This is a genomic window from Microbacterium sp. NPDC087591, from assembly GCF_044743625.1.
Taxonomy (GTDB): Bacteria; Actinomycetota; Actinomycetes; order Actinomycetales; family Microbacteriaceae; genus Microbacterium.
The window spans coordinates 1,591,398-1,615,650 of record NZ_JBIUWU010000001.1 but is presented as its reverse complement, the minus strand read 5'-3'; the positions used below and the strand labels follow the sequence as shown (position 1 = coordinate 1,615,650).

The window sequence follows — 24,253 nt, the reverse complement described above, 5'->3', positions numbered from 1 at the left end:
ATCATGTCAGGGGCTTGTCTTCCACCAGGGTTCCGGAAGATCACGCCACCATGCTCGTTCCGTGAACGGGTAACCGAGAGCGCGGAGTTCAGCTGCCAACTGCCGGAACTCCCGATCGAGTTCCTCGCGGTCTTGTCTGTGTCGGAACAGCGCGACCTCGTAGTCCCATGCAGCGTCGAAGCGCTCGCCCCATTCGGTCAGACGCGCGACCAGCCCGGCCGGTAGCACGTCGCGGATGTCGGGCTCATCGTCATCACCGTACTGCTCAAGCGGGAACGCGTGATCCCAACTGAAGACCATCGTCTCGAACATGCCCTGAACCTAACACCGGCTTGTCGTGCTGGGGATCGCGGTGACCACGCGCTTGTTGTTGACCGAGACGAAGATCGATGCGTTGATCGTCTTCTTGTACTTCGGCTTGCCGTTCACCATCTCGTAAATCATCGTCGGCGTCGAGTAGCAACGCTTGTTGCTTGCCGAGACGTTGCCCTTCTTAGACGGAGCGCTCAGACCTCCTCGAATCAGGTACTTGATGAAGTCCTGGACGTTGCCCGGACCGCCCATTTGGTTCCGCCACTGCTGCTCGGGATGGCTGCTCAGGATGTGCTTGAGTCCGAAGCCGCCAGCGGACCCGCATTCCAGCTTGATCGTGCCGTCGTACTTGCTCGAGTACTTCTCGAGCACGCTCGTACTACTGCCGCAACTGACTGCGGCGCGGGTCATCGTAGCCAATGGCTGCGCTTCCGTTTCAGCGGTCGACCCGGCGGCCGGCGTCTCGGCTTGACCCAACTCGACCCAGTCGTCCGCCCCGAGTACCGGGGACCATGCGATCACGTCACCCTCTTGGAGGGTTTCCGTGCCTGCAAGAGTCGGTGCAGGGCCGGGTTCCGCCACTGTCGAGGCGTGCGCCGTCATCGCGCCGCTGAAGGCCAGTAGCGCCGCCATGCCTGTCGCGATGGCCGCTCTTACTGCTGAACGCATTCAGTTCTTCCTTTCGTGGTCTGACGGGGCGCGATCGCCATCCCTGCCACCCCGTCGCATCGCCGCGCTTGCCGCGGACGATCTCCAGTCTTGGTGGGGGAGAGACATCGCCGCGCGGGCCGGGGTGCCGCCTTTTCGTCACTCCTGCGGAATCCTTACCGAGTCGATCTCCGAGAACCGCGTGGCGGGCAGTGAAGGAGGCTGACTCTGTGGGAAGAGTCGTTCAGTCAGGCTTGGGGCTACGAGATCGCACTGCTCCGACACAAGCAGGATCGTGACGAACTCGACCGGGAGCTTCGGCTGCTCGCGGCTGAACTCCGAGCGCTCGGCTATCCGTTCACGGAACGGGCGTGGTGGCGTGAGCTTCAAGAACCCTGGTGGAAGACAAGCTCCTGATCATCCCCGCGCACGGACGCGAGGGCGCCAGGCATCCGCTGCGCTGGAGGTGGGGGAATCATCGCGCGAAGGCTCTCGATGAGTTCCGGATCGCTCAGTCGCTTCGAGTGCCTGATGGTCACTCGGCCGCCTCGATGATCTCTTTCAACGCGGCTGTATGCCCGCGATACGCGCGACGTCCAGGCTCGGTGAGTGACAGGCGCAGGCGTGAGTGTCCTTCTCTTGTCAGGTGTTCTTCCCTCAGGTACCCGTGCTCGACGAGCTGGGCGACGTGCTTGCTGAGGGCGGACTTCGATATACCCAGTCGTTCCTGAAGCTCACCGAATTCGACATGCGTCGCCGCATGCGCGATCGCGCAGATTCGCAGCCGATGCGGGGCGTGGATCAAGGGATCGAATCCCGCCTCAGTCACGCCCGTATACCTTGCGGTACCGACGCCCCATCTCCAGAGTCGTCACCCCTGCCAGTGCGCCAGCGACGAGCCACAGCCACGAGACCTCGAGACTCACCGCGAGCACGGCCGGAACGCCGACCAGGATCATCATCGCGATCATGTACGGAAAGACCGCCCGACCATCAGGCCAGACGACGCCGTACCCCGGCCTCGTGAACACCATCCGCATTCCGACACCCACCACAGCCACAAGCCCGAGGATCGTCACCACTCGCGACGGCCCGAGGGGGAGCATCTGTGCACTGCAGATCGCGGTGAGAAGCGCCGCTTGCGTGACGAAGAACCACCATGGCAACGGCGGGTTCCGCGTCTCCGCTTCAGCTCGGCGTGCCTCTTCAAGCATCGCGTGCGCTTCATCTCGCTCCGGTGATCGCCCGTTGCCTGTTTCCATAATGGAAACAGTACCAGCAAGTTTCCACAATGGAAACAGGAGCGACTTCGCTCGCGATACGCCAGCCGCCTAGCCTTACCGCGCTTCTGTTCCGTTCGACATGGATGGGCGTTGGCTCTCGGAGTCCTCGCGGTCATCACGGGGCCGCACGCGTCATCTTGCGGTAGACCCGGCTCCACCGGAGGGCATCAGCGGCGCCGAAGGTGCGGGGGAACCTTCGCGCGGAGGATCTCGATGAGTTCCGGGTCCATGTACCCGTAGTCATCGGGGATGCCGAGAGCGACGATCCGGGTATCCCGCAGCTGTGGCATGAACCGTCGGCTGATCTCCGCCTTGTGCTTCTTCTCCATCGCGATGACCACGTCGGCCCAGTCGATGTCCTCGGCGGTGAGGATCTCGTCGGCGTCAGGTGCGAGGCCGGCGGAGGCGACCTGGACTCCCGGCCAGTCACGGAACACGTTCTCGGCTGTGGGGCTGCGCAACCGATTCCGGCTGCACACGAAGAGCACGTTCATCCCCTCAGGCTAGGGTGCGCTGTCGGCGGCGCTGCGATACTGCTCGCCGCCGTCGCCACGGTGGTGGTGGCGTGCGGATGACGCCGTGATGCTGCGTGCCGAATCCGTGACCGCCCTCTCGCTACCCTCCGGGAAGCCAGATGGTCATGCGCAGCGCTTCATCGGGCAGGTGGAGGACTTCGTAGCGCCGGGCGACCACGTCGCCGGTGCTGGTCCGAATATGTGTGATTGATGCCCGTCGCCGCTGGACGATGTGCTCGCTCCACCAGTCTGTGAAGAGCGAGCTCTGCCGGCTGAGGTCGGTGACAAGCGCCTGCAACTCAGGGTCTTGGAGGTCGTCGGCGTTGGCGGCGCGCAGGTGAGCCACGGCGCCGCGCGCGAGCTCTTCCCATTCGATGAAGTTCTGCGGCGCACGCGAATCGGTCATGAGATACCGACATGTGTTCCGTTGCTGGGGCGTGAGCTCGGCGAAACCCTCGTAGAGTGCCAGGCCTTCCGCGTTCGCGGCGATCATGTTGCTCAGCCGGTCCAAGACATACGCCGCATTGGGGCTGACCGCCTCGACCAGAGCTGTCATCCGCGCAGAGAGGGCGCCGTCATCGGTGTGGGTGCCTCGCTCAGCCGAGGGAGCCGCCCCGCGGAGCCTGTAAAGATGCTCCTTCGCGTCGCTCGTGAGAGATAGCGCGCGTGCAAGCGCGTCGATGACGGTGTCGCTGGGGTGCTTCTCGCGGCCCTGCTCGAGACGGATGAAGTAGTCCACGCTGATCCCCGCTGCCGATGCCACCTCTTCTCGGCGAAGGCCTGAGATACGACGTCGACCGGCCCCGCCGGGAACAGGAGGCTGGAGCGCCGCGTCTGTGCGACGGGCGCGGAGGAAGTCGCCGAGTTCATTGGGCATATGGCGGCCTCCTTCTGCGTCGGTCGCGCCAGTGGGTGCGGGACTCCTATGAAGATTACGGCCTTCCGCCCAGCCGCCCGGAGCCGGAGGCTCGTACTGAAGACGCCCCACATCAGTAAGGAACCCCATGGCGGCCTACACCCACGGACATGACGAATCGGTCCTGCGATCGCACCGTTCGCGCACTGCGCACAACTCGGCGGCCTACCTGCTTCCGCTATTGAAGCCCACGGACCGGCTGCTGGATATCGGCGCCGGACCGGGCACGATCACAGTCGATCTCGCCGGACTCGTCGCCGAAGTCACCGCGACCGAGATCGGGCCGGACGAGCTGGCACTCACGCGCGCCACCGCCGCGGAACGAACCAGCACGAATATCGACTTCCGGGTCGCCGACGTCCATGCGCTCCCGTTCGACGACGCCACCTTCGATGTCACCCACGCGCATCAGGTGCTGCAGCACGTCACCGACCCGGTTCGGGCGTTGAGCGAGATGGCACGCGTAACGAAGCCCGGTGGCATCGTCGCCGTGCGTGACAGCGACTACGCCGGCTTCTGCTGGTGGCCTCAGCTCCCCGCCTTGAACACCTGGCTCGACCTGTATCGCACGGCCGCGCGCGCCAACGGCGGGGAGCCGGATGCCGGACGCCGCCTGCTGTCGTGGGCCCACGCCGCCGGCTTCGAAGAGGTCACCGCCACCTCCAGTACCTGGTGCTATTCGACAGCCGCCGAGCGTGCCTGGTGGGGAGGGATGTGGGCCGATCGCATCGTGAACTCCGCGATCGCACGGCAGCTCACCGCCTCCGGCCAGGCGACATCTGCTGATCTGCAAGAGATCAGCGACGCATGGATGGAATGGGCCGCAGACGAGGACGGATGGTTCTCCGTTCTCCACGGCGAGATGATCTATCGCAGGTAGGGTTCCCTCGCCCAGAGCCCGACGACGGTGACGCGCGCCGATGTCGACTTGCTGCGGCGACTCGACATGGTCGGTGGTTACGCCTGCTGGCCGCCAGCAGGCAATCCGACGCACGTCTGTCGGCAACTGCAGCCGCGAACCGCCCGTGCGTCATTGCCCGCTTCGCTGCCTATCGAAGGATCTGGCATGACTTCCCCCGCCGTATGGATGCCGCCTGCCACGCTTGCCGCGCTGGAGGCGGAGACCGCGACTCTGGAGGGAAAGGGGAGTGAGACGACTCTCGCCGAGAGGGCCAGCGTGATCGAACTGCGTGCGCTCGTGCGCAATGCCGACGTCGCGGTGAAGCCCGACGACGGCCTGGTGGAGCAGGGGATGCTCGTGACCGGGCGATTCGGTCGTGGTGAGCGATGTTCCGATCAAGCCTGCACCCGCGATGCAGAACGCCGCTGTGCGCAGCAGGGAGCCGGAGACCTTCCGGGCGAAGACGGGATACAGGATCGCGCCCGCTGCCGTCGTGACCGACACGATCGGCGACATCGGGAAAGTGGTCCTCGCTACGGGGCCCTTCGATCCCGCGACGACGACGCGGGAGTTCTCCGTCCTCATCTCGGATGCCGAGGCCGAAGTCATCGTGCCCCCTCTGCTCCGTCGTCTGAGAGCCGCCTCACCGTCCGCGCGACTGCGCGTCGACGCGCCGACCAATGTGATGCATCACGGCCTGCACGACGAACTGCGCCGACACGATCTGATCGTCCTCCCCAGCGCCGCCATCCCCGAACATCTGCCCTCTTCTCTCCTCGATACGGACGAATGGGCGTGCATCGTGGCCGCGGACGACGATCTGGAGGCGGGCGAGACGGTCGAGCAGCTTCGAGACCGCGATTGGGCCGTGTGCTGGGATCTGATCGATGCGCCCTGGACGCCTGGCCGGCTCTTGGAGAAGGCGGGCTTCAGCGATCGGCTGGTCGTACGCACGGAGGGGTTCCTCGAACTGTTCTCCATCGTCACCGCTGCCGGGCTCACGGCGCTGGTTCCCGCGCGACTGGGGGAGATCAAGGGCCCTTCGCACGGTATCCGCACGATCCCGGCTCCCCGCGACCTTGCGCCGCCGTTCGGGATATCGGCCGCCTGGAGCCCCTTGTTCGAGCTCGACCCGGCACACCAGTGGTTTCGTGCGCACGTCCTGGAGGCAGCGCGTCTGGAGGACGGCCTCCTGGACGCCTAGATCGTGTCGAGGAGTGACGAGGCCGTCGGCGCCCGGCCCGGCGTCATGGGTGCGCAGACGAGCGTTCCCTCGACCTCTCGAGCGATCACTCACGGCACGCGAAGCTCGCGGATGGGTTCTCGTCTCGCCGCGACGATCGCGGGGAGCAACGCAGCGGACGTGGCCGTTCCCATCGCGAGCACGCACACGGCGATGGTGAACTCGGCCCCTGGCAGCGGGTCGCCGCCGACGGCGAGCACAGCGCTCGCCGTCGTCGCTCCGATCACCACGCCGATAAAGGCGAGCCCCGCGGTCTGTGTGAGCAGCAGGGACATGATGAGCCCACGGGTGGCGCCCAGTGCGCGACGGCGACCGAAGTCCTTCCGTCGCATCATCACGAGCGCGTAGAGGAGTATCGCCACAAGAGTCCCTGTGACTGCCACCATCACGATGACGAGTCCTCGGGAGAAGGAGCCCAGCTGGCCTTGGATCAGGCTTCTGAGCTCCGCGAGCTCTTCGGACGTCTGCACGCTCACCTTCGTCGTATCGTCCGCGGCGAGAACGGAGAGAACAGCGGTGGACACGGGCGCCACGAGGTCGGGTTCCTCAGCGATGACGACGAGTGCACTCACCGGTTCGTCTCCTGCTGCCCCTGGCTGCGAGACCAGGACGAGCGGTTCGAAACCGGCGAGGAAATCGGGCGTCGCGATCCGCCCTGCGACAGGGTACGACGCTCCTGTCGTGAGACTGATGCCGCCGGCTCCATCGACGAGTCCGAGCTGCTCCAACGCGAGTGGTGAGCCGTACGCCGTCGGCGCGTCGGCGGCAGGAACTCCCAGGTAGTCGAGTTGGCTCCCGTACGCGTACCTGACGGGTACGCGCGTGCCATCGGGAATCGCAGCGTTCGTGGCGTCGATCGCGGAGGAGAACGCGCCGGCCCACTCGATTCCCGAGATGCCCGAGATTCGATCGAGGACGTCGGAGGTGACGCCTGCTCCCGGCTCGGCGCGAACCACGATGGACCGGGTGCCGGCGGAGTCGATGGAGGCGATCACGCGCTGTTCTGCTCCCACGGTCCGTCCCGTCGTCAGCATGACGGTGAGCACCATGCCGGCGACCATCAGAATCGTGACGATGGACGCAACCGGCTGGGAGGCCGCTGTCGACATCGCTTCTCGCGCGATAGCGATGCCACGGGATGCCGTCTTCATCCCAGTCTCATCTCGATATCGCACGCCTCTGCCACGGCGGGATCGTGAGTCACGACGATGACGGTCGCGCCCGCTGCGGCGCGGTCGCGCAGCGCGTGGACGACCATCCGGCTCGTGGCCGGGTCGAGGTTGCCCGTCGGCTCGTCGGCGAGGATGATCGACGGCTCGCTGAGGAGTGCTCTGCAGAGTGCGATGCGTTGCGCCTGCCCACCAGACACCTGGCCGGGCTTGCGATGCGCCGGCACGTCGACGCCGAAGCGGTCGAGCAGTTCGCGAGCTCGACCGGCCAGGTCGGCACGCTTCTGTCCGCGGTACAGCGCGACCTCGGTCACGTTGTCGAGCACGGTGCGCGTCGCATCCAACGCGGCGTCCTGGAACACGAAGCCGAACGTGTCCGCGCGCAGCCGTGCTCGACCTGCGTCATGGAGGTGTGTCACGGGCACGCCGTCGACAGAGACCTGACCGGTGGTGGGCTTCAGCATCAGGCCGAGGAGATACAGCAGTGTGGACTTCCCCGTGCCGGAAGGCCCGGTGATGCCCGTCATGGAGCCAGCCGGGAACTCTGCCGACCACCTGTCGAGCACTGTCCGATCGCTTCGTCCGTACTCGAAGGTGATCTCGTGAGCGACGAGAGGGTGCACAGTCACTGAGTCGGCTCCGTGCCGGGAACGCGAACATCCATCCCTTCATCCACCCCTTCGATGACGCTCATGCCCCGCGCCGAAGCGATGACCTTGACCGCGAACCTGTCTCCGGATCTGTCGATGACGGCGACCTGGCCATCGGCACCTGTCACCAGCGCGGCTGATGGCACGACCAGGCCCGAGACCTCCTCGGCTGTCACGATGACGGATCCCAGGAGCGCCTCGCCGTTGACGGGGATCTGGGAGCACCCGTCGCCGCAGATGGATCCGCCGTCGAGAGGATCGAGGGAGATGTCGATCGAGCCGGACTGGGAGTCGACGACCTGCTTCCCCGCCGCAGCCGTCCAGAGGTCTCCTCCGGGGGAGGTGATCTCCACCCGAGTGCCCGTCGGCATCATGGCCGCCTGGGCCTCGGTCACCGGTACCCGGAACTCCGGTGCGGTCGAGAGGGCGCGGACCACAGATTCGCCGCCAGCCACGAGGTTTCCGCGAGCGATCACCGCGTCGTCCAGGGATACGCGCGTGGGAAGGTCCGGTACGTAGATGACGTCGGAGACATCGACGACACCGGTCTGCTCGACGTCGAGCGCCTTCTGCCAGGCGCGGATCGCCTCGACGGTGCGCACGCCGACGATGCCGTCGACGGCTCCGCCGTAGTGCCCGAGGGCGGCGAGCATGCTCTGCAGCTGCGCGACGTCAGCGCCCTCGGCATCGAGGCCGATCATGCGGAACGCAGGGACGTCCCCTTGGCCGATGACGACCGGGCGTTGATCTACGCGGTACAACACATCACCGGGGCCCACCTCGGTGCCCGGTTCGATGGGCACCGCCGTCACGACCCCGACTGCTCGGTTGGAACCGACAGGAACCGGAGTCCATTTCGCGACCGTGTTGAGCTTCGTCGTCGATCCCACAGCGCCCGACTGCACCTCCACGTAAGTGAAATCCGCCGCCTCGAGTGGATCGTCGGCGGGAGTGAGGACGGATGAAGCCGCCCAGCCGATGGCGCCGGCGGCGAGGACAGCCAGAATCGTCGTGACGATGAGGAGTGGTCCTCGACGATTGGTGGGGATCCGCGCTCCGGGGTGGTCGTCACCGGAGGTCGTGCGGGGGGCATTCTCCATGCGTGGTCAACGTCCGTTCGTGAGCTTCCAGTCGTCGATGCTGACCCCGTCCCAGAGCACTTCGCCGGGCGCTTGTTGCGGGCAGGCATCCTCCAACTCCGCCCACGCCTGATTGAAGTTGTCCTCCGCCACGGCCAGGGAGACCTGCGCGAACGGGAAATACGGGTCGGAGAGCCACGAGTCGACGAACACGGACTCACTGGGCGGATCCGAGATGGAATGCCCGCGGTCCTCGAGGCAGGGGATGACGAAGTCGACGGTCCAGGCGTACTGCAGACGGATCTCCTTGTCAGACCAGGTCCTCGTGTACCTCTCCGGCACGGGGTACTGCACGGCGCAGGTGTATTGCGCCAGCGCGAAAGCCTCTTCGTTGCCGGACGGGACGTTCACTCCGCCGTTGGACTCCGTCGGGTATCCGGCCTCGGTGAGGCAGTCCCGGAGCGCGGCATCGCGTTCGGGGGTATCGACGTAGCGCACGACCTCGACAGCTGGCGGATCCTCGACCCCGTAGTACTCGGCCCACTGTTCAGCCTGACCGCGGAGGTAGTCAGGCGACCCGGGTTCCGTCGTCGCGTCGGAGCCAGGCTGCTCGCCTGGTGTGGAGCAACCCGCGAGCAGGACGAGGCAAAGGGCGGCACCCCCGAGGATGCCGCCCTTCCGCGTCGCGGCGAGACTCACGAAGCGCAGCTCGCTCCGCCGCTCTTGATCGAGCCATTCGTGGAGATCGCCCAGCTGCCTCCCGCAACGCCGTGCGACGACTGGTGGTAACCGGCCGTCGACCAGCCGACGCTGACGGGGGAGCCGCCACCCACCGCATGCCCCACCGCGAAGGTGCTTCCCGAACCCGAGGTCGTACTCGTGATCCGCAGCGTGCGGTTGGGATTGCACTCCGTGTAGCCGTTCCGGCTGTCGGCGGCGAAAGCCGGCGTCGTCGCGAGCAGCGTCGCACCCACGAGAGCGGCGACAGCGATGGCACCGCCGATGGAACGCTTCTTCTTCTTCATGATCACCCTCCGAGGTTTTCTAAGTAATGCACCCACCTTGATTCGTGATGCTAGCGCATGCACCGGACACGCGTCGAAGGGTGGCCCTCTGGCGTCTCGTCTTCGATCTGATCGCCAGCGACTCGGGGAACAAAACATTGCGGGCACCCGACTTGTGCGGCTACGGTCCTGATGAGGGCCATTTTCATGAGGGGGAAGTCGATGAAGATCAACAAGCTGGGTGTGGGATTCGCTGTCGTGGCGGCATTGGGTCTGGCTCTGGGCAGCGCCAGCCCGGCCTCCGCGCTGGGCAGCTCTTCGGGTGCATGCTCATCCGTCGCAGCCGTCTACGGCAACAGTTCGGCCAAGGGCAGCGCACAGACATGGACGCAGTACTCCTCGACGTGCGGCGAGCTCGGCGTGCGGATCTTCTACACCCTGTACTCGGGTTCCCCGACCTACTACACGTCATGGAGCTACGGTTACACGTCCGTGTACGGGACGAACCCCGGCAACATCGTCCATGGAGCGAACCACCTCGCCAAGCGCGGCTCGAGCTCGGACATCAACTTCTCGTCCTGATGCGAGGCGCCACCAAAGCCCTCGCTGCGTGCGCGGCTGTGCTCCTTCTCGCGGGATGCACGAGCGGCACACCGGAGGTTCCCGACGACGCGGGGCAACCCGTGGAGGACGTCACCTACGACGAGTATCAGGCAGCCTTCAGCGCCTACAGCTCGTGTCTGGAAGACGCGGGTTATTCGCTGCGCATCGACGGCGAGGACAATCAGACAGTCCAGTTCTCGGTTCCGTCCGGTGCTGTCGATTCAGGTGTCGACAAGACGTGCTACGAAGAGCACTTCGCCTCCATCGACTCGGCCTGGCAGCTGGCACGGATCGACACCTCGAACTCGGCGCGTATCCTCCGCGCGTGCCTGGAAGGACTCGGGCTGGTGCCGGCCGATACGTATGAGGAGATGAACAAGCAGCTGCTCGATGCCGGAGAGGACCCCGCCGTCTGCTCTGACTACTCGTGACCGCGTCGCCTTCGGGTCGACGATCTGTCGCCCTCTTCGTCATCGTGTGCGTTGCCGTGTGGCTCGTCCCGACGGGCATCGCCGTGGCCATGTGGTCGGCATCAGGCCTCGTCGAGCACGCGGCGGTGACCGCCGACGGACCAGATCTCATCCAGGTGGGGGAGCGCGTGGACGCGGAGGCGCGGGATGCGGTCGTCGATGTCCACCTCGGTGACGCGCACCTCGTCACCAGCGGATCGGCCGGCACCGTCACGCAAGTGCTCACGGCCGCGGGATCGGTGCTGACGAACGGCGTGCCCGTCCTGGCCATCGACGATTCCGTGATCCGCGCGTACGCCCAGGACTTCCCGCTGTACCGGCCGCTCACGAGGGGGGACCGCGGTCCCGATGTGGAAGCGCTCGAGGTCTTCTTGCGCGACAGCGGGTTCCTCGACGTCACGACCATCGACGATGTGTTCGGCGCACAGGTCGACAGGGCGGTGAGAGCGTTCCAGAAGGACAACGGTCACGCGGTCGATGGCGTCTTCGATCCGGGCTACGTGGCCTATGTCGGAAGTTCGTTCACTGTCGCCGCCATCGATGTCGTGCCGGGGGACAGAGTCGCGCTCGATGACCGGATCATGTCGGGCATGGCACCGGCGATCAAGGTCGAGATCAAAGACCCCGACCTGAACCCCTTGCCTCCGTTCTCGGGCGCGCCTCTCACGCTCCAGTTGGCCGACACCTCGGTGTCCGTGGAAGGGACATCTCTCGACGGAGCGGCCGCGACGGACGTCGCGACCGCCCTGTCCGGGGCGGGGGTCAACGCCACTGCGCTGGAGGAGGGGGCGGTGATGCGGTATGCCAACGCACGCGTCTCCTTGTCGGAACCGGGAGCGTGGGGAACCGTCCCCTCCAGCGCCGTGTACATCTCCGATACCGGGGCTCGCTGTGCGGTCGACGCCGAGGGGACGGTCATCCCGCTCGTGGATTCGCGTGAATCGACGGGGCAGCCGGGGATCATGCTCGTTCACGCCGACCTCGTCGGAGTCCGTCTGCTGTCGGACGTCGCTCAGGCCCCGCCGGGAAGTCTCGACGCGTGCGAGTAGAGATCGCGGGTGTCAGCGTCGCATTCTCCGGACGCGAGGTGCTCAACGTCGCGAGCGCGCTGTTCGTCGATGGCGGGATCTGCGGCATCGTGGGCCCCTCGGGCAGCGGGAAGTCGTCGCTGCTGTCCGTCATCGCCGGCCTCAGAGCACCGGACACGGGCACCGTCGTGTTCTCTCAGGATGGCCAGCGGCGCAAACCGTCGCGAGACGACGTCGCCTGGGTGCCGCAGGGCGCCTACCTCCTTCCGGAGCGCAGCGTCGCCGACAACGTCGCCATCGGGGCCTTGGCGGAGGGAGTGGAGCTTGCGGCGGCCATGGAGCGCGCCGAGGCAGCGCTGGAGCAGGTGGGGATGCGAGACAGAGTCGCCGCGACGGCGTCTGTGCTTTCGGGTGGGGAGACCCAACGAGTCGCGCTCGCGCGAGCGATCTGCATGTCGCGCCCCATCATCATCGCGGACGAGCCTACGGCGAGCCTGGACCGCGAAGCGGCACAGAATGTCGCCGATGTGCTCGGCCGCCTGCAGGACGAGCGTCTGATCATCGTCGCCACCCATGATCCCCTCCTGATGGAGCAATGCGACACCCTGCTGGATCTGGGAGCACGATGACCGGCACGAAGGGATGGCGCCTTCGGCTCCTCGCGCGGGAGGCGGTCAAGAATGTCACGGGGAGACGCTCGCGCATGTTCCCGTACGCGATCTTCGCGTTGCTCGCGGGCTGTCTGACTGCCATCGCCTTCACTGCGCAGTGGGTGCACTTCGAGGAGTCGATAGCCCGGCTTCAGCAGAAGGGGCGAAGCGTGTATCTCATCGAGGCGTCCTCAGACGAGCATCCGGTGTCCATCGAGCGGTCATCCTGTGAGCGTCTCGGAGAGCTTCCGACCGTGGAGCGCGCCGGCATCATCGTGAACCTCGGACGGGGTCCGGTGGCGCCACTGGGTGGGAGCATCCCGATCCTGGGAGCGAGCGCCACCCTCCTCCCCGAACTCCGAGACGGGCACGCTCTGGTGGGGAGCGCGATCAGCCCGGAACGGTTCGTGGGGTTCCTGGATGCCGGCGACGACGTGCTTCCCGCGAGCACGGGGACGATGCAGCCCGCGGGCATCGACACCAACTCGGCCGTCACCGTCCCGCTGTCCGCGACGACGGTTGTCGGCACCCAGTGCATCGTCGAGATGGACTGGCGAGCGACACCGCAGGACGTGTCCGTCGCCGTCGCCGCGTTGCGTGCGGATGGCGGCAACATCACTGCCGTCCCTGCGTACCGCGAGTCGTCCTCGGTGATAGGTGCGTTCCTCGATCGGACCGAGCGGTGGCTGCCGATCCTTGTGGGGCTGCTCGGCGGTCTGGCGACATCCTTGGCCGTCCGTTCGCGACGTGGCGAGCTCGCTGCCTACCTCTTCGGGGGCGCATCGCCCCGGGCGGTCGCCACGCTGGTGACGCTGGAGTGCGCGTTCATCGGCGGCATCGCGGTGACCAGCGGAGTCGTGACGATGCTGACGCTCAGTGCGTTCACCGCAGCGCCGGCCGCCGGCGCGTTGGCTGTCCTGGCCCTCGGGGCGGTGTGGGTTGCATCGGCGCTCCCGCTGTCGATCCAGATGGCGACGGTGTCGCCGGTCGAGCTTGGTAAGGGCCGGTGAGTGAGGCAACATATGCTGGGTACCCGGATGTGACCGTGGGGCTCAGCTACACACGTCGGCCAGAGGAAGATCTCCATGACTGAACGCAAGATGCCGCAGCTCAAGCAGCAGCGCTCGATCGACACTCGGGATGCTCTCCTCTCCGGTGCCGCACGCGTGTTCGCCCGCGCGACGTACGCCGAGGCGCGCTACCGCGATGTCGCCGTGGAGTCCGGCGTGAGCGAAGGCGCACTGTACTTCCACTTCCGCAGCAAGGCGGACCTCGCACGGGCGGTCCTCGATGAGCAGCAGGAGCGGATGACATCCGTGCTGGTGCGTGTCGAGGAGGAGCGAGGCACCGGACGCGCGCAGCTTCTCCGGTTGATGAGGGATCTCGGAGAGCTCATCGCGCGGGATGAGGTGGTCCAGGCCGGTATCAGACTCGCCGGCCAGCCGTCCTCGGAGGTCACGACAGAGGCGAGTGAGCCGTACCTGGAATGGGTCCGTGTCACGCGGACGTTCCTCGAGCGAGGCCTCGAAGACGGGTCCGTCCGCTCAGACGTGGACATCGATCTGTTCGCCGAGCTGTTCAACACCGTCTTCGTCGGGTCTCAGGTGTTGTCCGGTCTGGAGGACGGCTGGAAGTCGTTGCCCCAGCGCATGCAGCGCCTCATGCCGACTCTGGAGGCGCTGCTCGCCGAGTAGCGCCTGCCGCGAGGTGCGCGGTTCCGCCCTCGCCGCTCTCGACGTCTGGCGACCGAGTCGTCGACCGGATCAACGGTCCCTCCCGTCGACACGTCGCGCCTCCTCCTGTCTGAGAGCGGGGGCGCCACTCATCCGAGAATCGTTGCGCGCGCCCGGATTAGGATGTGAGCGAAGAGCGCGCTCGCTCGCTCGATGACCGGAGGGGGCCGGCATGAATGCTGAACGATCACAGTCTTCGAGGGTCGGTGTGAGCGTCGACCTGGCCGGCCAGGAGCGAGATCCTGCGGCGCGGATTCGTCCGGTGGACGTGCACAAGGTGAGACCGGAGAACGTGTGGATCCAGGATCCGATTCGTGAGTCGCCTCATTCCCTGTCCGCGCTCTTCGAGGTTCCCGTCGGAGCGAGAGCGCTCCGGCTGGTGGAGCTCATCGAGGTGCAGCGACAGGCCGGCATCCTCCAGGCCCACCAGCAGTTCGGTGTGCCTCGGAACGAGGTGTTCGTTCTGGACCAGATGGCGATGACGAGGGTGATCTCCGTGCGGGAGTGGGCTGAATCACACCGGAGGGGTCGCATTCGCTCGCAGATCGTGGCGACGGGTGTGCGGGGCCGTGCACGATCGCTCGTGCAGCACTTCGCGCTGGAGACATCCGAGGGGCTCATCGCCATCGGCCGGGCGAAGTCCTCTCTGATACCTGCTGCCGTGTACCAGCGGGTCCGTCAACACGCACCGGAGTCGGACAGGTCGAATCCCCCGTCGAAGGGATCGGCCTTCACCTATGAAGGGCTTCTCCAGGTCGACATGCAGGATCCTCTGCTCTCGGATCACCCATCCGACCACCTGACAGCGATCCAAGCCATCGCGGACGTCGAGAGAGTCGCGCAACGGGTGGCGCCGCGGTCGAGTCTTCGAAAGCTGCAGTTGACGTTCCAGCGGTACGCCGACGCGAGTCCCGCGCCCACGCTGCGCCTCAAGGTCTCGCCCGCGGGAAGGCTCGCCGCGGAGATCGTGCAGCACGGAGTGCGTCGCGCCAAGCTGGCCGGCGCTGTGGTCGAGAGGAGGCCGGTCGATGGCAGGTGAGTTGGCGATCGTCACGGGCGCGTCCGGCGGCATAGGCGCGGAGATAGTCCGGACCTTGGCTGCGGATGGCTACCACGTCATCGCGCAGTACCGGAGCAATGAGGACACGGCGGCGGAGCTGAGGAGGGACGTCTCGGCGTGCGAGCTGGTGAAGGCTGACCTCTCCACCGTCGAGGGGAGGGCGGCACTGGTCCATGCCGTTCGCCGGCGGGCGTCCCAGTCGGATCTCCAGGTGGCAGCGCTCGTCAACAATGCGGCGAAGATGCTCGGTCCCTCGTTCTTCGAGGCGACGCCGGAGACCTTCGACGAGTACGTCGGCATCAACGTGAAAGCGCCCCTCTTCCTGACTCAGATGCTGTCGGAGGACATGGGAGAGGGTGCGAGCATCGTGAACATCTCCTCCGCGAGCGTGCACATCGCCAGCGCCGGCGACATCATCTACGCGATGACGAAGGCCGCGCTGGAATCACTGACGCGGAACATGGCCGAGGCGCTTGCTCCACGCGGAATACGCGTCAATGCGGTCATCCCAGGATTCACCGACAATGGCCACCCCGCGTTCAGCAGTGAGACCGCGGTGGCCTACATGGGCAGCTTGTCGATGCTGGGAGGCGTGGCGGATCCGTCTGCGGTCGCGGAGGCGGTGGCATTCCTCGTCTCCGACAGGGCGTCGCGCACGACGGGCGCGACGCTCGACGTGACGGGCGGGATGACGCTGCATCCACGTCCTCATCGGCAGAGCTCTGTGCGAGACCTCCTGTGACGGACGCGAGGCGGCGCAGACATTCCGACCTCCGACGGACCCTTTCGATATCACCTGGATGCAGGCTGCGCTTGCCGGATCGCTCCCCGAGGAGGTTGACTTCCCGCGGCGACTCGATATGGTCGGTGGTTACGCCTGCTGGCCTCCAGCAGGGAAACCGACGCACGCCAGTCAGCGACCGGGGCCTGACTCGGCCACGTGAATCATGCCTGCGTCGCTGCCTACCGAAGGAACTGCCATGACTTCACCTGCCGTGTGGATGCCGCCTGCCACCCTCGCCGCCCTGCAGGCCGAGATCGCGACGCTGGAATCGAAGGGGAGCGAGGCGACTCTCTCCGAGAAGGCGCGTGTGATCGAGCTTCGCGCGCTCGTGCGAAACGCGGACGTCGCGGTGAAGCCCAACGACGGTCTCGTGGAGCCGGGAATGCTCGTCACCGTCGAGTTCGCCGATGGGAGCACGGAGACATTCCTGCTCGGCGACCGCACCGTGCTGGCCGACGACCGCGCGCTCTCGCCGCGCTCGCCGCTGGGCGCTGCCGTCAACGGCAGATACGTGGGCGACCATGTCACCTACACGGCGCCCAACGGGCCGGCGACAGTGTCTGTGATTGCGGCGGAGCCCGCTGCCTGACGACGAGAGCTCCCAGCGACACGCGTCGACTCGAGGCGTCCGCCGTGCGAGTGGGCCTTTCCCGATGACGCCTAGAACGTGTCGAGACTCACGAGGTTGTTCGCGCCTTGACCATCCGCATGGGTGCGGAGGTAGGGGTTTCCGCGACCCGGCCTGACCACCGCGACCCGCACGCGATCTGCGCCTGAGCCCACGGAGGCTTCGCCGCCCTTGACCTCGACCCAGGCGACGAGTGAGGGCTTGTCGATCTCGCCGACCTTGCCCGATTCCGGGTTCACCCAGCGGTACCGGATGATCTCGTCTGCCGTGCGGCCTGTGCCACCGAACCGAACATGCGTGATCTCGATCGCCATCACGGCCCCCCGTCGCATCGCCGCGCTTGTCGCGGACGATATCCAGTCTTCGCGAGGGCGAGGCCGCGACGGGCTGACCGGTGGCGGCCCTTTCGTCCGTCCGGCGGAATCCTTACCGACTCCGTCGAGGGGTCGCTCGGCGGGAAGTCGAAGTTTGTTAGCCTTACCTAAGTAGACACTCGCTCTGCGCATCCTCCGCCCCGAGAAAGGCTCCCGACTTGCCCGCACGCCTCCGACGCCCCGCGACCACCCTCTTCGCCCTCGCCGCTTCCGCCGCGCTCCTGCTCACCGGCTGTGCCTCCGCTCAGCCCGCCGATGCAGAGACCACGACCGCCCCGTCCGGCATCCGCGAGGTGGAGCATGCGCGCGGCACGACCGAGGTGCCCGAGGACGTGCAGCGCGTGGTGACCCTCGAGCCTCTCGAGCTCGACACCGCGGTCGCAGTGGGCATCACTCCGGTCGGCGCGGCCGTCGCGTCGAACGTCGCCGGCACCCCTGCCTACCTCGACGTCACGGGTGTCACGGGCGTCGGCACCGTCCCCGAGCCCGACCTCGAAGCGATCGCGGCTCTCAAGCCCGATCTGATCCTCGGTACCGAGGCGCGTCACTCCGCGCTGTACGAGCAGCTGTCGGCGATCGCTCCCACGGTCTTCATCGCGACGCAGGCCGACCCCTGGCGCGACAACGCGCTGCTCATCGGCGAGGCGCTCAACCGTCAGGATGAGGTCGCCGACCTTCTCGACTCGGTCGACGAGCGGTGCACGAGCCTCGAGGACGAGTACGGGGTCGACGGCGAGACCGCCCAGCTGCTCCGCCCGCGCGACGAGACCACGCTGAGCCTCTACGGCCCGGTGTCGTTCGCCGGCAGCCTGCTCGAATGCGTCGGCTACACGATCCCCGAACAGGACTGGGCAGACGGCCTGCAGGCCGACATCTCGCCGGAGAACATCCTCGACGCGCAGGCCGACCACGTGTTCGTCACGGCGGCCGACGTGGATGACGAATCCGCCGTTCCCGCCGCCATCACCGAGAACGCCGCGGCATTCCCGTCGGTGACGCTCGTCGACACCAGCTACTGGGTCTCCGGCGTCGGACCGAAGGGCGCGCACGCCGTGCTCGACGACATCGAGAAGTACCTCGAAGCGAACCGTTGACACCTTCCGCCCGAGCCGGCGCGGAGACCGTTCCGCGCCGGCGACGCGCGAGGCGAGCAGCGACCGGGGCCGCCGTGCTCCTCGTCGCCCTCGCGCTCGCCGTCGTGCTGTCTCTGATGATCGGCGCGAATCCGATCCCTCCGTCGGTGCTGTGGGATGCGCTGAACGGGCGCGGCGACGCGGAGACGAACTACGTGCTGTTCGAGCTGCGGATTCCGCGGACGGCGGTCGGCCTCGTCGCCGGTGCCGCTCTGGGCGTCGCGGGCGCACTGATCCAAGCCTTCACGCGGAATCCCCTCGCCGACCCCGGCATCCTCGGCGTCAACGCCGGAGCCGCGCTGGCGGTCGCGCTCGGCGTGGCCTTCCTCGGTCTGCGTGATGCGTCGGAGTTCATCTGGCTCGCGTTCCTGGGCGCGCTGGTGGTCACGGTGACCGTCTACCTCGTCGGCTCCTCGGGCCGTGGCGCGGCGGATCCGCTCCGGCTCACTCTCGCCGGTGTCGCCCTGGGGGCCGTGCTGTCGGGCATCACCACGGGTCTCACGCTGAGCGACCCTGAGGCGTTCGACTCCATGCGCAGCTGGAACGCCGGGTCCTTGCTCGGCCGCGGCTTCGACGTGCTGCTGCCGATCCTGCCGTTCCTGCTGGTCGGGCTGGTGATCGCCCTGGGGCTGACAGCGGGGCTCAACGCCGTCGGTCTGGGCGACGACATCGCCCGTGCGCAGGGCGCGAACGTCCTGGGCATCCGGATCGGCGTGATCGTCGCCGTCACACTCCTGGCGGGCGGCGCGACCGCCCTGGCCGGGCCGATCTCCTTCGTCGGACTCATGGTGCCGCACGTGATCCGCTGGACCTTCGGGGTCGATCAGCGTCTCATCATCCCGCTCTCCGCCGTGCTGGCCCCCGTCGTCGTCCTCCTCTCCGACGTGCTCGGCCGCGTCATCATCGCCCCAGCCGAGGTGCCGGTGGGCATCGTGACCGCTCTGGTCGGAGCGCCCGTGCTCATCGCCCTGGCCCGACGACGCAAGGCGAGCAGCCTATGACCTCCCCCCGCTTCCCCTCGCTCGCGGTCGGCCCGCGGCGTGTGCTCCTGCGGCTCGGACCCGTTCAGGTGCCCCTCCGCGTTCGCAGCCTGCTGGTCGCCGCCGCCGGCATCGCTGCGACACTGATCCTGTTGATCCTGTCGCTCGGACTCGGCTCCTTCCCGCTCTCTCCCGGCGAGGTCCTCACCGTGCTCTTCGGGGGCGGCGACGGCATCGAACGCACGGTCGTGATGGAGTGGCGGCTGCCCCGAGCGCTCGCGGCTATCACGCTGGGCGCTCTCCTCGCGATCGCCGGAGCACTGTTCCAGACGGTCACCCGCAACCCGCTCGCCAGTCCCGACATCCTCGGCCTCTCGAACGGCGCGTTCACCGGGATGCTCCTCGCGCTCGTGTTCGTGTCGGCCGGGGTCTCCGCCCGCACGATCGGCGCGCTGGCCGGGGGTCTCGCGACCGCCGCCGTGATCTGGTTCCTCGCCGCACGCGGGGGAATCCAGGGGTTCCGCCTCATCATCGTCGGCATCGGCGTCTCAGCGATCCTGGCCTCGCTCAACACCTGGATGCTGCTGCAGATCGAGCTCGAGACGGCGATGTTCGCGTCGGCGTGGGGCGCCGGGTCGCTGAACGGTGTGACCGCCGAAGGCCTGGGAGTCGCATTGCTGTGTGCGGCGCCGTTCGTGGTCGCCGCCGGCCTGCTCGGTCCGCGGCTGCGTCAGCTCGACCTCGGTGACGACGTCGCGGCGGCCACGGGCTCCCGGCCGTCCGTGGTGCGCACGATCGCGCTCCTCATCGGAGTGGTGCTGGTGGCGGCCGCGACGACCGTCGCCGGACCCGTCGCATTCGTGGCGCTCGCGGCCCCGCAGATCGCCCGCCTGCTCGCACGCACCCCCTCGCTGTCGATGCCGCTCTCCGCACTGGTCGGAGGGATGCTGCTGCTCGCCTCCGACCTGGTGGCGCAGCACCTGCTGCCGGTCACGCTCCCCGTCGGCGTCGTCACGGTGTCGGTGGGTGGCGCCTACCTCGTCCTGATGATCATCCTGGAGATCCGCCGCCGTGCCTGACCTCGATTCCCCCACCGCCGCATCCGCCCGCCTGAGAGCCGAGCGGATCAGCCTGTCGTACGACCGCACCGAGATCGTGCACGAGCTGACCACCGACATCCCTCCTGGTTCGTTCACGGTGATCATCGGCGCCAACGCCTGTGGCAAGTCGACGCTGCTGCGCGGATTCTCCCGCCTGCTCTCCCCCTCGCGCGGCGAGGTGGTGCTCGATGGCAGGTCCATTGCGACCTACCCCGCGAAGGAAGTCGCTCGCAGACTCGGTCTGCTCCCGCAGAGCGCCGTCGCACCGGACGGGATCACCGTGAACGACCTCGTCGCCCGCGGCCGCTATCCGCATCAGAGCCTGCTGCGGCAATGGTCCGATGACGACGAGGCCGCCGTGCGCGAGGCGCTGGAGGCGACGGGCACCAGCGATCTGGCCGGGCGTACGGTCGACGAGCTGTCCGGGGGCCAACGCCAGCGGGTCTGGGTGGCGATGGTGCTGGCCCAGCAGACGGATCTGCTGCTGCTCGACGAACCCACGACGTACCTCGACGTCGCGCATCAGGTCGAGCTCATGGAGCTCTTCGCGGAGCTGAACGCGCGCGGCAGGACGATCGTCGCTGTGCTCCACGACCTGAACCACGCCGCGCGCTACGCCTCGCACGTCATCGCGATGCGCCAGGGCCGGATCGTCGCGGAGGGCACGCCGGAGCAGGTGATCACGAGTGAACGCGTGCTCGAGGTCTTCGGGCTGGCGAACGTGGTGATCGCCGATCCGGTCACGGGCGGGCCGTTGGTCGTGCCCCTGCGCGGCACCTCGAAGAAGGAGAAGGGTTCATGAGCACCGAACGTCCCTGGGCCTACAGCGCCTTCCCGGTGCGGGTCGTCTCGCGGAAGGTGCTGAGTCCCGGCTTCGTGCGGCTGACGTTCGCCGGCGACGCCCTGGAGAACTTCGCCACCTGGGGGACCGACCAGCGGATCAAGCTCGTCCTGCCTCTGCCCGACGGATCGCTCGCCGACTTCGGTCTGCTCGAGGAACCGACGCCCCACCCCTCGGACTGGTACACCCGGTGGAAGGCGCTGCCGGAGGGTGAGCGCAACGTCCTGCGCACCTACACTCCGGCGGCGATCCGTCCGGAGCAGCGGGAGCTCGACGTGGACTTCTACCTGCACGAGCCTGCGGGTCCGGCATCCGCCTGGGCGGCGTCCGCGGCACCCGGCGACGAGGTGGTGATCACCGGTCCCGACCGGCGGATGGGATGGACGGGCTACGGGCTGCATTGGGCACCGGGGGACGCACGCAGGTTCCTGCTGGTCGCCGACGAGACCGCCTTCCCCGCCGTGAGGTCGATCCTCCAGACGCTGGACGCGACGGACGTGGTCGACGTGATCCTGGAGTGCCAGGACCCCGTGAACGACATCGTGTCCGCGGATGCGCCGGCACTGGCGCGCATCCGGGTCGTCGCGCGTGGCGATGACGATGTCCCCGGAGCCGAACGCGCCGTATCGGAGTGGAGCGCCGAGCACGGCGCGGCGGTGCGCGACGACCCCACGTTCTACGCCTGGATCGCGGGTGAATCCGGCACCACCGCGCGCGTTCGCCGACACATCACGTCGGCCGTCGGCATCCCGAAGGAGCGCGTGTCCTTCCTCGGATACTGGAAGATCGGCGGCCCGCTCGTCGGCTGACCTCAGCGACCGGCATCCCACATCGTGTACGAGATCACGCCGACGGGAAGCGTGTCGAGCGGCTCGATCAGCTCGCTCTCCGTACCCACGATCCGCCCCGACTCGATGGAGACGAACACGGTGTCGACACGCTCGGGGGTGGCCGATGCGACCCGGAGACCGATGACGTCGCGGCCGAGGCGGTCGGTCGTCTCGCCGAGCACGTGCACGTCGCCGGTGTCGATCAGCAGGCGCAGCAGCGTCGCGTGCTGGGCATCGCTCAACGTCCAGTACTGCATCAGGCCGGCGATGGCCGAGAGCAGCTCACCGGATGACGATGCGGGGGTGGCGCCGAAAGCCGCCAGCGCCGGCTCGAGATCCTCTCGCGAACTGCCGGAGAGAGTCGCCGCCGCTGCGGGGAGCGTGAAGTCCTCAGGGGGGATGACGACCTCGTCGATCAGATCGCCGGGCTGGTACTCGCTCGGTTCCACGTCTGCCGGGCGCTCGGCATCCGACCAGTACGGGTCCCCGGCGACGATGGTGCTCGTCGCGGTCTCGCCGGGCGCCCACACGAACGTGATGTCCTGAGGAACGACCTCGACGTGGTCCTGCGCGACGTCGACGCTCCAGCCCCAGCTGACGGAGTGGACTCGCGACTCCTGCTGGATGTCAGGCGGCGCGAGCAGCGCCTGCTCGGCGTCATCCACCACGTCGGAGAGTGAGCCGGAGGGTCGGTATTCGAGCGGGGGCGGGGTGAGCGCCACCGCCTGACCGGTGGGGGACAGCACGTTCACGGCGATCACCGCGGCCGCCACGACGGTCGCGACGGCGGTCGTGAGTCCGGCCCAGAGAAGAGTCCTCCGCGGGCGCTGCCGGTGCCGGCGGGGGCGCACGGCGCCACGGATGATGTCCTCGCGGAGCGCGATGTGCGCGGCGGAGAGCGCCTCGTGATCCTGCGGCGGTGCAGGGTGGGCGGCCCGGAAGAGGCGGTCGAGCTCATCGACGGAGACATTCATGATCCCTGCCCACCGCCTTCCAGCTGGGCGCGGAGCTTCGCGCGCGCCCGCGTGAGCGTCGTCCACACGGCGTTCTGGCTCGTTCGGAGCACTTCGGCGACCTCGCCGGCGCTCAGCTCATCCCAGTAGGTGAGTACGACGATCTGCCGCTCGCGGGCGCTGAGCGCGGTGAGTGCTGTGCGCAGCGCGAGCACCTCCAGCGGATCGAGCTCCTCCGACGGGTTCTCGAGCCCACGGACGAGTGCCTCCAGGGCACGATCGCGGGAATGCACGCGACGGGAGCGATCGCGCAGCTTGTTGTTCGCTGCGCGCAGGAACCAGGTGAGGGGCATCGGCCGGGCAGCGTCGAGCTTGCGCCATGCGACCGTGAAGATCTCGGCGGTGATCTCGTCGACCTCGTCGCTGTCATCGATGTAGCAGTCGAGGTGTCGATGCACCCGTGGCCAGTAGTCGTCGAAGAGTCGCCGGAACACGACTTCTTTGCGCTCCGGCCCGTGCGGGCTCGCGGCTCGGGTCGTCGCGCCCTTATGGCGGCGTCGCAGGAGCTGTCGGGCACCGGTGGACGTGCTGGAGGATGACGAGACGCTGGAGAAGACGATCCGCAGCGAACCGATGGCCCCGAACGCGAACATGGGGACCTCGCTCACGATGGTGGGATTGCTCACCAGACTAGCGGCCCACGCGCAGGGCTACAGGAGGCAGCGCAGGTTCGTGGTGCCACCGGGCAGATTCACGGTCGCACCGGGTCCGGCGGATCCGAGCACGGTGCTGGCGCCCTTCCGCGCCTGCACCGTGCCGGATGAGCGCGCGTTGGCGATCGAACCAACGGTGCTCAATGCCGCGGTACTCACCGTCGAACACGTCACCCAGCTGAGCTTCGTGCCGCTCCTGTTCGCTCCGGCGTATGCACAGTACGATCCGGTGGCGCAGGAGCCGACGGCGCGGGAGTCGGGCGACGGAACAGAGAGTTCCAAGCCGAGCTCCGGCCAGACCACGGTGTGCGCATCGATGACGGTGCCCCCCGGCACCGCATCGATGGCGTACTGGACATCCGGATGGACGACAGACACTTCACTTGCCGGCGCAGGCGTCGCCGCGCTCCCCATCACGAGGTCGCTGCCCACGGCAAGATCGAAAGGCCCCTTGTTCATGCTCGTCCGTCCGGGTGTCGAGAGATGCTGATGATCCGCTTCTCATCACACCGCTGCGCAGGCCCCTGTCGCGACGGAAGACGCGCGCCCTTTCGGACGACGAACCACTTCCTTACCGACGATTTTCCCGCCGTGCCATCGCGGTGGCACGGCGCGGCCCCCAACCGCTCCGTCACCGGCAGACTGGGGGAGGA

The 24,253-nt window shown here is 67.5% G+C and carries 31 protein-coding genes; 16 read left to right on the top strand and 15 right to left on the bottom strand.

Going from position 1 to position 24,253, the window contains the following annotated elements:
• Positions 1 to 6: 6 nt before the first annotated feature.
• The 6 genes from ACIOVG_RS07600 to ACIOVG_RS07575 all read right to left on the bottom strand — a co-directional run bounded on the left by ACIOVG_RS07600 (position 7) and on the right by ACIOVG_RS07575 (position 3,635).
• A complete protein-coding gene (locus ACIOVG_RS07600; protein WP_400871062.1) occupies positions 7 to 312 on the bottom strand; it encodes a hypothetical protein in 306 nt (101 codons plus the stop codon).
• Positions 313 to 321: 9 nt separating this feature from the next.
• A complete protein-coding gene (locus ACIOVG_RS07595; RefSeq protein ID WP_400871059.1) occupies positions 322 to 981 on the bottom strand; it encodes a hypothetical protein in 660 nt (219 codons plus the stop codon).
• Between the two features lie 514 nt (positions 982 to 1,495).
• Positions 1,496 to 1,789 (bottom strand): transcriptional regulator, encoded by a 294-nt coding sequence (locus tag ACIOVG_RS07590; RefSeq protein ID WP_400871056.1) that lies wholly within the window; start codon positions 1,787 to 1,789, stop codon positions 1,496 to 1,498.
• A complete protein-coding gene (locus ACIOVG_RS07585; protein WP_400871053.1) occupies positions 1,782 to 2,066 on the bottom strand; it encodes a hypothetical protein in 285 nt (94 codons plus the stop codon). The genes ACIOVG_RS07590 and ACIOVG_RS07585 overlap by 8 nt, the downstream gene beginning before the upstream one ends.
• A gap of 344 nt (positions 2,067 to 2,410) precedes the next feature.
• Positions 2,411 to 2,737 carry a low molecular weight protein tyrosine phosphatase family protein gene (locus tag ACIOVG_RS07580; RefSeq protein ID WP_400871051.1) on the bottom strand — a complete coding sequence of 109 codons (327 nt, stop codon included), beginning with the start codon at positions 2,735 to 2,737 and terminating at the stop codon, positions 2,411 to 2,413.
• 121 nt (positions 2,738 to 2,858) lie between these two features.
• The gene (locus ACIOVG_RS07575) at positions 2,859 to 3,635 is read right to left on the bottom strand and encodes a helix-turn-helix transcriptional regulator (protein ID WP_400871048.1); all 777 of its coding nucleotides are present in this window, start codon (positions 3,633 to 3,635) and stop codon (positions 2,859 to 2,861) included.
• Between the two features lie 127 nt (positions 3,636 to 3,762).
• Here ACIOVG_RS07575 and ACIOVG_RS07570 point away from each other — a divergent pair, with 127 nt between their 5' ends.
• Both ACIOVG_RS07570 and ACIOVG_RS07565 read left to right on the top strand, forming a co-directional pair.
• The gene (locus ACIOVG_RS07570) at positions 3,763 to 4,554 is read left to right on the top strand and encodes a class I SAM-dependent methyltransferase (protein ID WP_400871045.1); all 792 of its coding nucleotides are present in this window, start codon (positions 3,763 to 3,765) and stop codon (positions 4,552 to 4,554) included.
• A gap of 400 nt (positions 4,555 to 4,954) precedes the next feature.
• The gene (locus ACIOVG_RS07565; protein WP_400871042.1) at positions 4,955 to 5,779 is read left to right on the top strand and encodes a LysR substrate-binding domain-containing protein; all 825 of its coding nucleotides are present in this window, start codon (positions 4,955 to 4,957) and stop codon (positions 5,777 to 5,779) included.
• Between the two features lie 89 nt (positions 5,780 to 5,868).
• Here ACIOVG_RS07565 and ACIOVG_RS07560 read toward each other — a convergent pair whose 3' ends face one another.
• From ACIOVG_RS07560 to ACIOVG_RS07540, 5 genes are read right to left on the bottom strand one after another with little or no spacing between them, the layout of a single operon-like run.
• Positions 5,869 to 6,969 carry an ABC transporter permease gene (locus ACIOVG_RS07560; protein WP_400871039.1) on the bottom strand — a complete coding sequence of 367 codons (1,101 nt, stop codon included), beginning with the start codon at positions 6,967 to 6,969 and terminating at the stop codon, positions 5,869 to 5,871.
• On the bottom strand, positions 6,966 to 7,553 hold the full coding sequence (locus tag ACIOVG_RS07555) for an ABC transporter ATP-binding protein (protein WP_400872707.1): 588 nt from the start codon (positions 7,551 to 7,553) through the stop codon (positions 6,966 to 6,968). Before ACIOVG_RS07555 ends, ACIOVG_RS07560 begins: the two co-directional genes overlap by 4 nt.
• A gap of 59 nt (positions 7,554 to 7,612) precedes the next feature.
• A complete protein-coding gene (locus tag ACIOVG_RS07550; protein ID WP_400871036.1) occupies positions 7,613 to 8,737 on the bottom strand; it encodes a peptidoglycan-binding protein in 1,125 nt (374 codons plus the stop codon).
• Positions 8,738 to 8,743: 6 nt separating this feature from the next.
• Positions 8,744 to 9,415, bottom strand: coding sequence for a hypothetical protein (locus ACIOVG_RS07545; protein WP_400871033.1), 672 nt, complete (start codon positions 9,413 to 9,415; stop codon positions 8,744 to 8,746).
• The gene (locus ACIOVG_RS07540) at positions 9,412 to 9,741 is read right to left on the bottom strand and encodes a hypothetical protein (RefSeq protein WP_400871030.1); all 330 of its coding nucleotides are present in this window, start codon (positions 9,739 to 9,741) and stop codon (positions 9,412 to 9,414) included. The genes ACIOVG_RS07545 and ACIOVG_RS07540 overlap by 4 nt, the downstream gene beginning before the upstream one ends.
• Positions 9,742 to 9,942: 201 nt before the next feature.
• On the opposite strand from ACIOVG_RS07540, the gene ACIOVG_RS07535 reads away from it, so the two are divergent.
• From ACIOVG_RS07535 to ACIOVG_RS07495, 9 genes are all read left to right on the top strand, one after another.
• Positions 9,943 to 10,302 (top strand): hypothetical protein, encoded by a 360-nt coding sequence (locus ACIOVG_RS07535; RefSeq protein WP_400871027.1) that lies wholly within the window; start codon positions 9,943 to 9,945, stop codon positions 10,300 to 10,302.
• A gap of 101 nt (positions 10,303 to 10,403) precedes the next feature.
• Positions 10,404 to 10,754 (top strand): hypothetical protein, encoded by a 351-nt coding sequence (locus ACIOVG_RS07530; protein ID WP_400871026.1) that lies wholly within the window; start codon positions 10,404 to 10,406, stop codon positions 10,752 to 10,754.
• The gene (locus ACIOVG_RS07525) at positions 10,751 to 11,842 is read left to right on the top strand and encodes a peptidoglycan-binding protein (RefSeq protein ID WP_400871023.1); all 1,092 of its coding nucleotides are present in this window, start codon (positions 10,751 to 10,753) and stop codon (positions 11,840 to 11,842) included. Before ACIOVG_RS07530 ends, ACIOVG_RS07525 begins: the two co-directional genes overlap by 4 nt.
• Positions 11,833 to 12,450, top strand: a complete 618-nt coding sequence (locus ACIOVG_RS07520; protein WP_400871020.1) for an ATP-binding cassette domain-containing protein — start codon at positions 11,833 to 11,835, stop codon at positions 12,448 to 12,450. Before ACIOVG_RS07525 ends, ACIOVG_RS07520 begins: the two co-directional genes overlap by 10 nt.
• Complete coding sequence (locus ACIOVG_RS07515; protein WP_400871018.1) at positions 12,447 to 13,481, top strand: hypothetical protein; 1,035 nt, start codon at positions 12,447 to 12,449, stop codon at positions 13,479 to 13,481. Before ACIOVG_RS07520 ends, ACIOVG_RS07515 begins: the two co-directional genes overlap by 4 nt.
• Positions 13,482 to 13,556: 75 nt before the next feature.
• Positions 13,557 to 14,165 (top strand): ScbR family autoregulator-binding transcription factor, encoded by a 609-nt coding sequence (locus ACIOVG_RS07510; RefSeq protein WP_400871015.1) that lies wholly within the window; start codon positions 13,557 to 13,559, stop codon positions 14,163 to 14,165.
• A 247-nt stretch (positions 14,166 to 14,412) separates the two neighbouring features.
• On the top strand, positions 14,413 to 15,243 hold the full coding sequence (locus ACIOVG_RS07505; RefSeq protein ID WP_400871012.1) for a hypothetical protein: 831 nt from the start codon (positions 14,413 to 14,415) through the stop codon (positions 15,241 to 15,243).
• Entirely contained in the window at positions 15,233 to 16,006 is a 774-nt protein-coding gene (locus ACIOVG_RS07500; RefSeq protein WP_400871009.1) for an SDR family NAD(P)-dependent oxidoreductase, read from the top strand. Before ACIOVG_RS07505 ends, ACIOVG_RS07500 begins: the two co-directional genes overlap by 11 nt.
• 238 nt (positions 16,007 to 16,244) lie before the next feature.
• Complete coding sequence (locus ACIOVG_RS07495; protein ID WP_400871006.1) at positions 16,245 to 16,637, top strand: GreA/GreB family elongation factor; 393 nt, start codon at positions 16,245 to 16,247, stop codon at positions 16,635 to 16,637.
• 71 nt (positions 16,638 to 16,708) lie between these two features.
• Here ACIOVG_RS07495 and ACIOVG_RS07490 read toward each other — a convergent pair whose 3' ends face one another.
• A complete protein-coding gene (locus tag ACIOVG_RS07490) occupies positions 16,709 to 16,990 on the bottom strand; it encodes a DUF3892 domain-containing protein (RefSeq protein ID WP_400871003.1) in 282 nt (93 codons plus the stop codon).
• A gap of 218 nt (positions 16,991 to 17,208) precedes the next feature.
• Here ACIOVG_RS07490 and ACIOVG_RS07485 point away from each other — a divergent pair, with 218 nt between their 5' ends.
• The 5 genes from ACIOVG_RS07485 to ACIOVG_RS07465 all read left to right on the top strand — a co-directional run bounded on the left by ACIOVG_RS07485 (position 17,209) and on the right by ACIOVG_RS07465 (position 21,913).
• Complete coding sequence (locus ACIOVG_RS07485) at positions 17,209 to 18,144, top strand: ABC transporter substrate-binding protein (protein ID WP_400871000.1); 936 nt, start codon at positions 17,209 to 17,211, stop codon at positions 18,142 to 18,144.
• Between the two features lie 74 nt (positions 18,145 to 18,218).
• Entirely contained in the window at positions 18,219 to 19,184 is a 966-nt protein-coding gene (locus ACIOVG_RS07480) for an iron chelate uptake ABC transporter family permease subunit (RefSeq protein WP_400870997.1), read from the top strand.
• Positions 19,181 to 20,242, top strand: coding sequence for a FecCD family ABC transporter permease (locus tag ACIOVG_RS07475; RefSeq protein WP_400870994.1), 1,062 nt, complete (start codon positions 19,181 to 19,183; stop codon positions 20,240 to 20,242). Before ACIOVG_RS07480 ends, ACIOVG_RS07475 begins: the two co-directional genes overlap by 4 nt.
• Complete coding sequence (locus ACIOVG_RS07470) at positions 20,235 to 21,065, top strand: ABC transporter ATP-binding protein (protein ID WP_400870991.1); 831 nt, start codon at positions 20,235 to 20,237, stop codon at positions 21,063 to 21,065. The genes ACIOVG_RS07475 and ACIOVG_RS07470 overlap by 8 nt, the downstream gene beginning before the upstream one ends.
• Positions 21,062 to 21,913, top strand: a complete 852-nt coding sequence (locus tag ACIOVG_RS07465) for a siderophore-interacting protein (RefSeq protein WP_400870988.1) — start codon at positions 21,062 to 21,064, stop codon at positions 21,911 to 21,913. The genes ACIOVG_RS07470 and ACIOVG_RS07465 overlap by 4 nt, the downstream gene beginning before the upstream one ends.
• Before the next feature lie 2 nt (positions 21,914 to 21,915).
• Here ACIOVG_RS07465 and ACIOVG_RS07460 read toward each other — a convergent pair whose 3' ends face one another.
• From ACIOVG_RS07460 to ACIOVG_RS07450, 3 genes are read right to left on the bottom strand one after another with little or no spacing between them, the layout of a single operon-like run.
• Positions 21,916 to 22,908 carry a hypothetical protein gene (locus tag ACIOVG_RS07460; RefSeq protein WP_400870985.1) on the bottom strand — a complete coding sequence of 331 codons (993 nt, stop codon included), beginning with the start codon at positions 22,906 to 22,908 and terminating at the stop codon, positions 21,916 to 21,918.
• Positions 22,905 to 23,573, bottom strand: a complete 669-nt coding sequence (locus ACIOVG_RS07455; RefSeq protein ID WP_400870982.1) for an RNA polymerase sigma factor — start codon at positions 23,571 to 23,573, stop codon at positions 22,905 to 22,907. The genes ACIOVG_RS07460 and ACIOVG_RS07455 overlap by 4 nt, the downstream gene beginning before the upstream one ends.
• A 24-nt stretch (positions 23,574 to 23,597) precedes the next feature.
• Positions 23,598 to 24,059, bottom strand: a complete 462-nt coding sequence (locus ACIOVG_RS07450; protein WP_400870979.1) for a hypothetical protein — start codon at positions 24,057 to 24,059, stop codon at positions 23,598 to 23,600.
• Positions 24,060 to 24,253 lie beyond the last annotated feature (194 nt).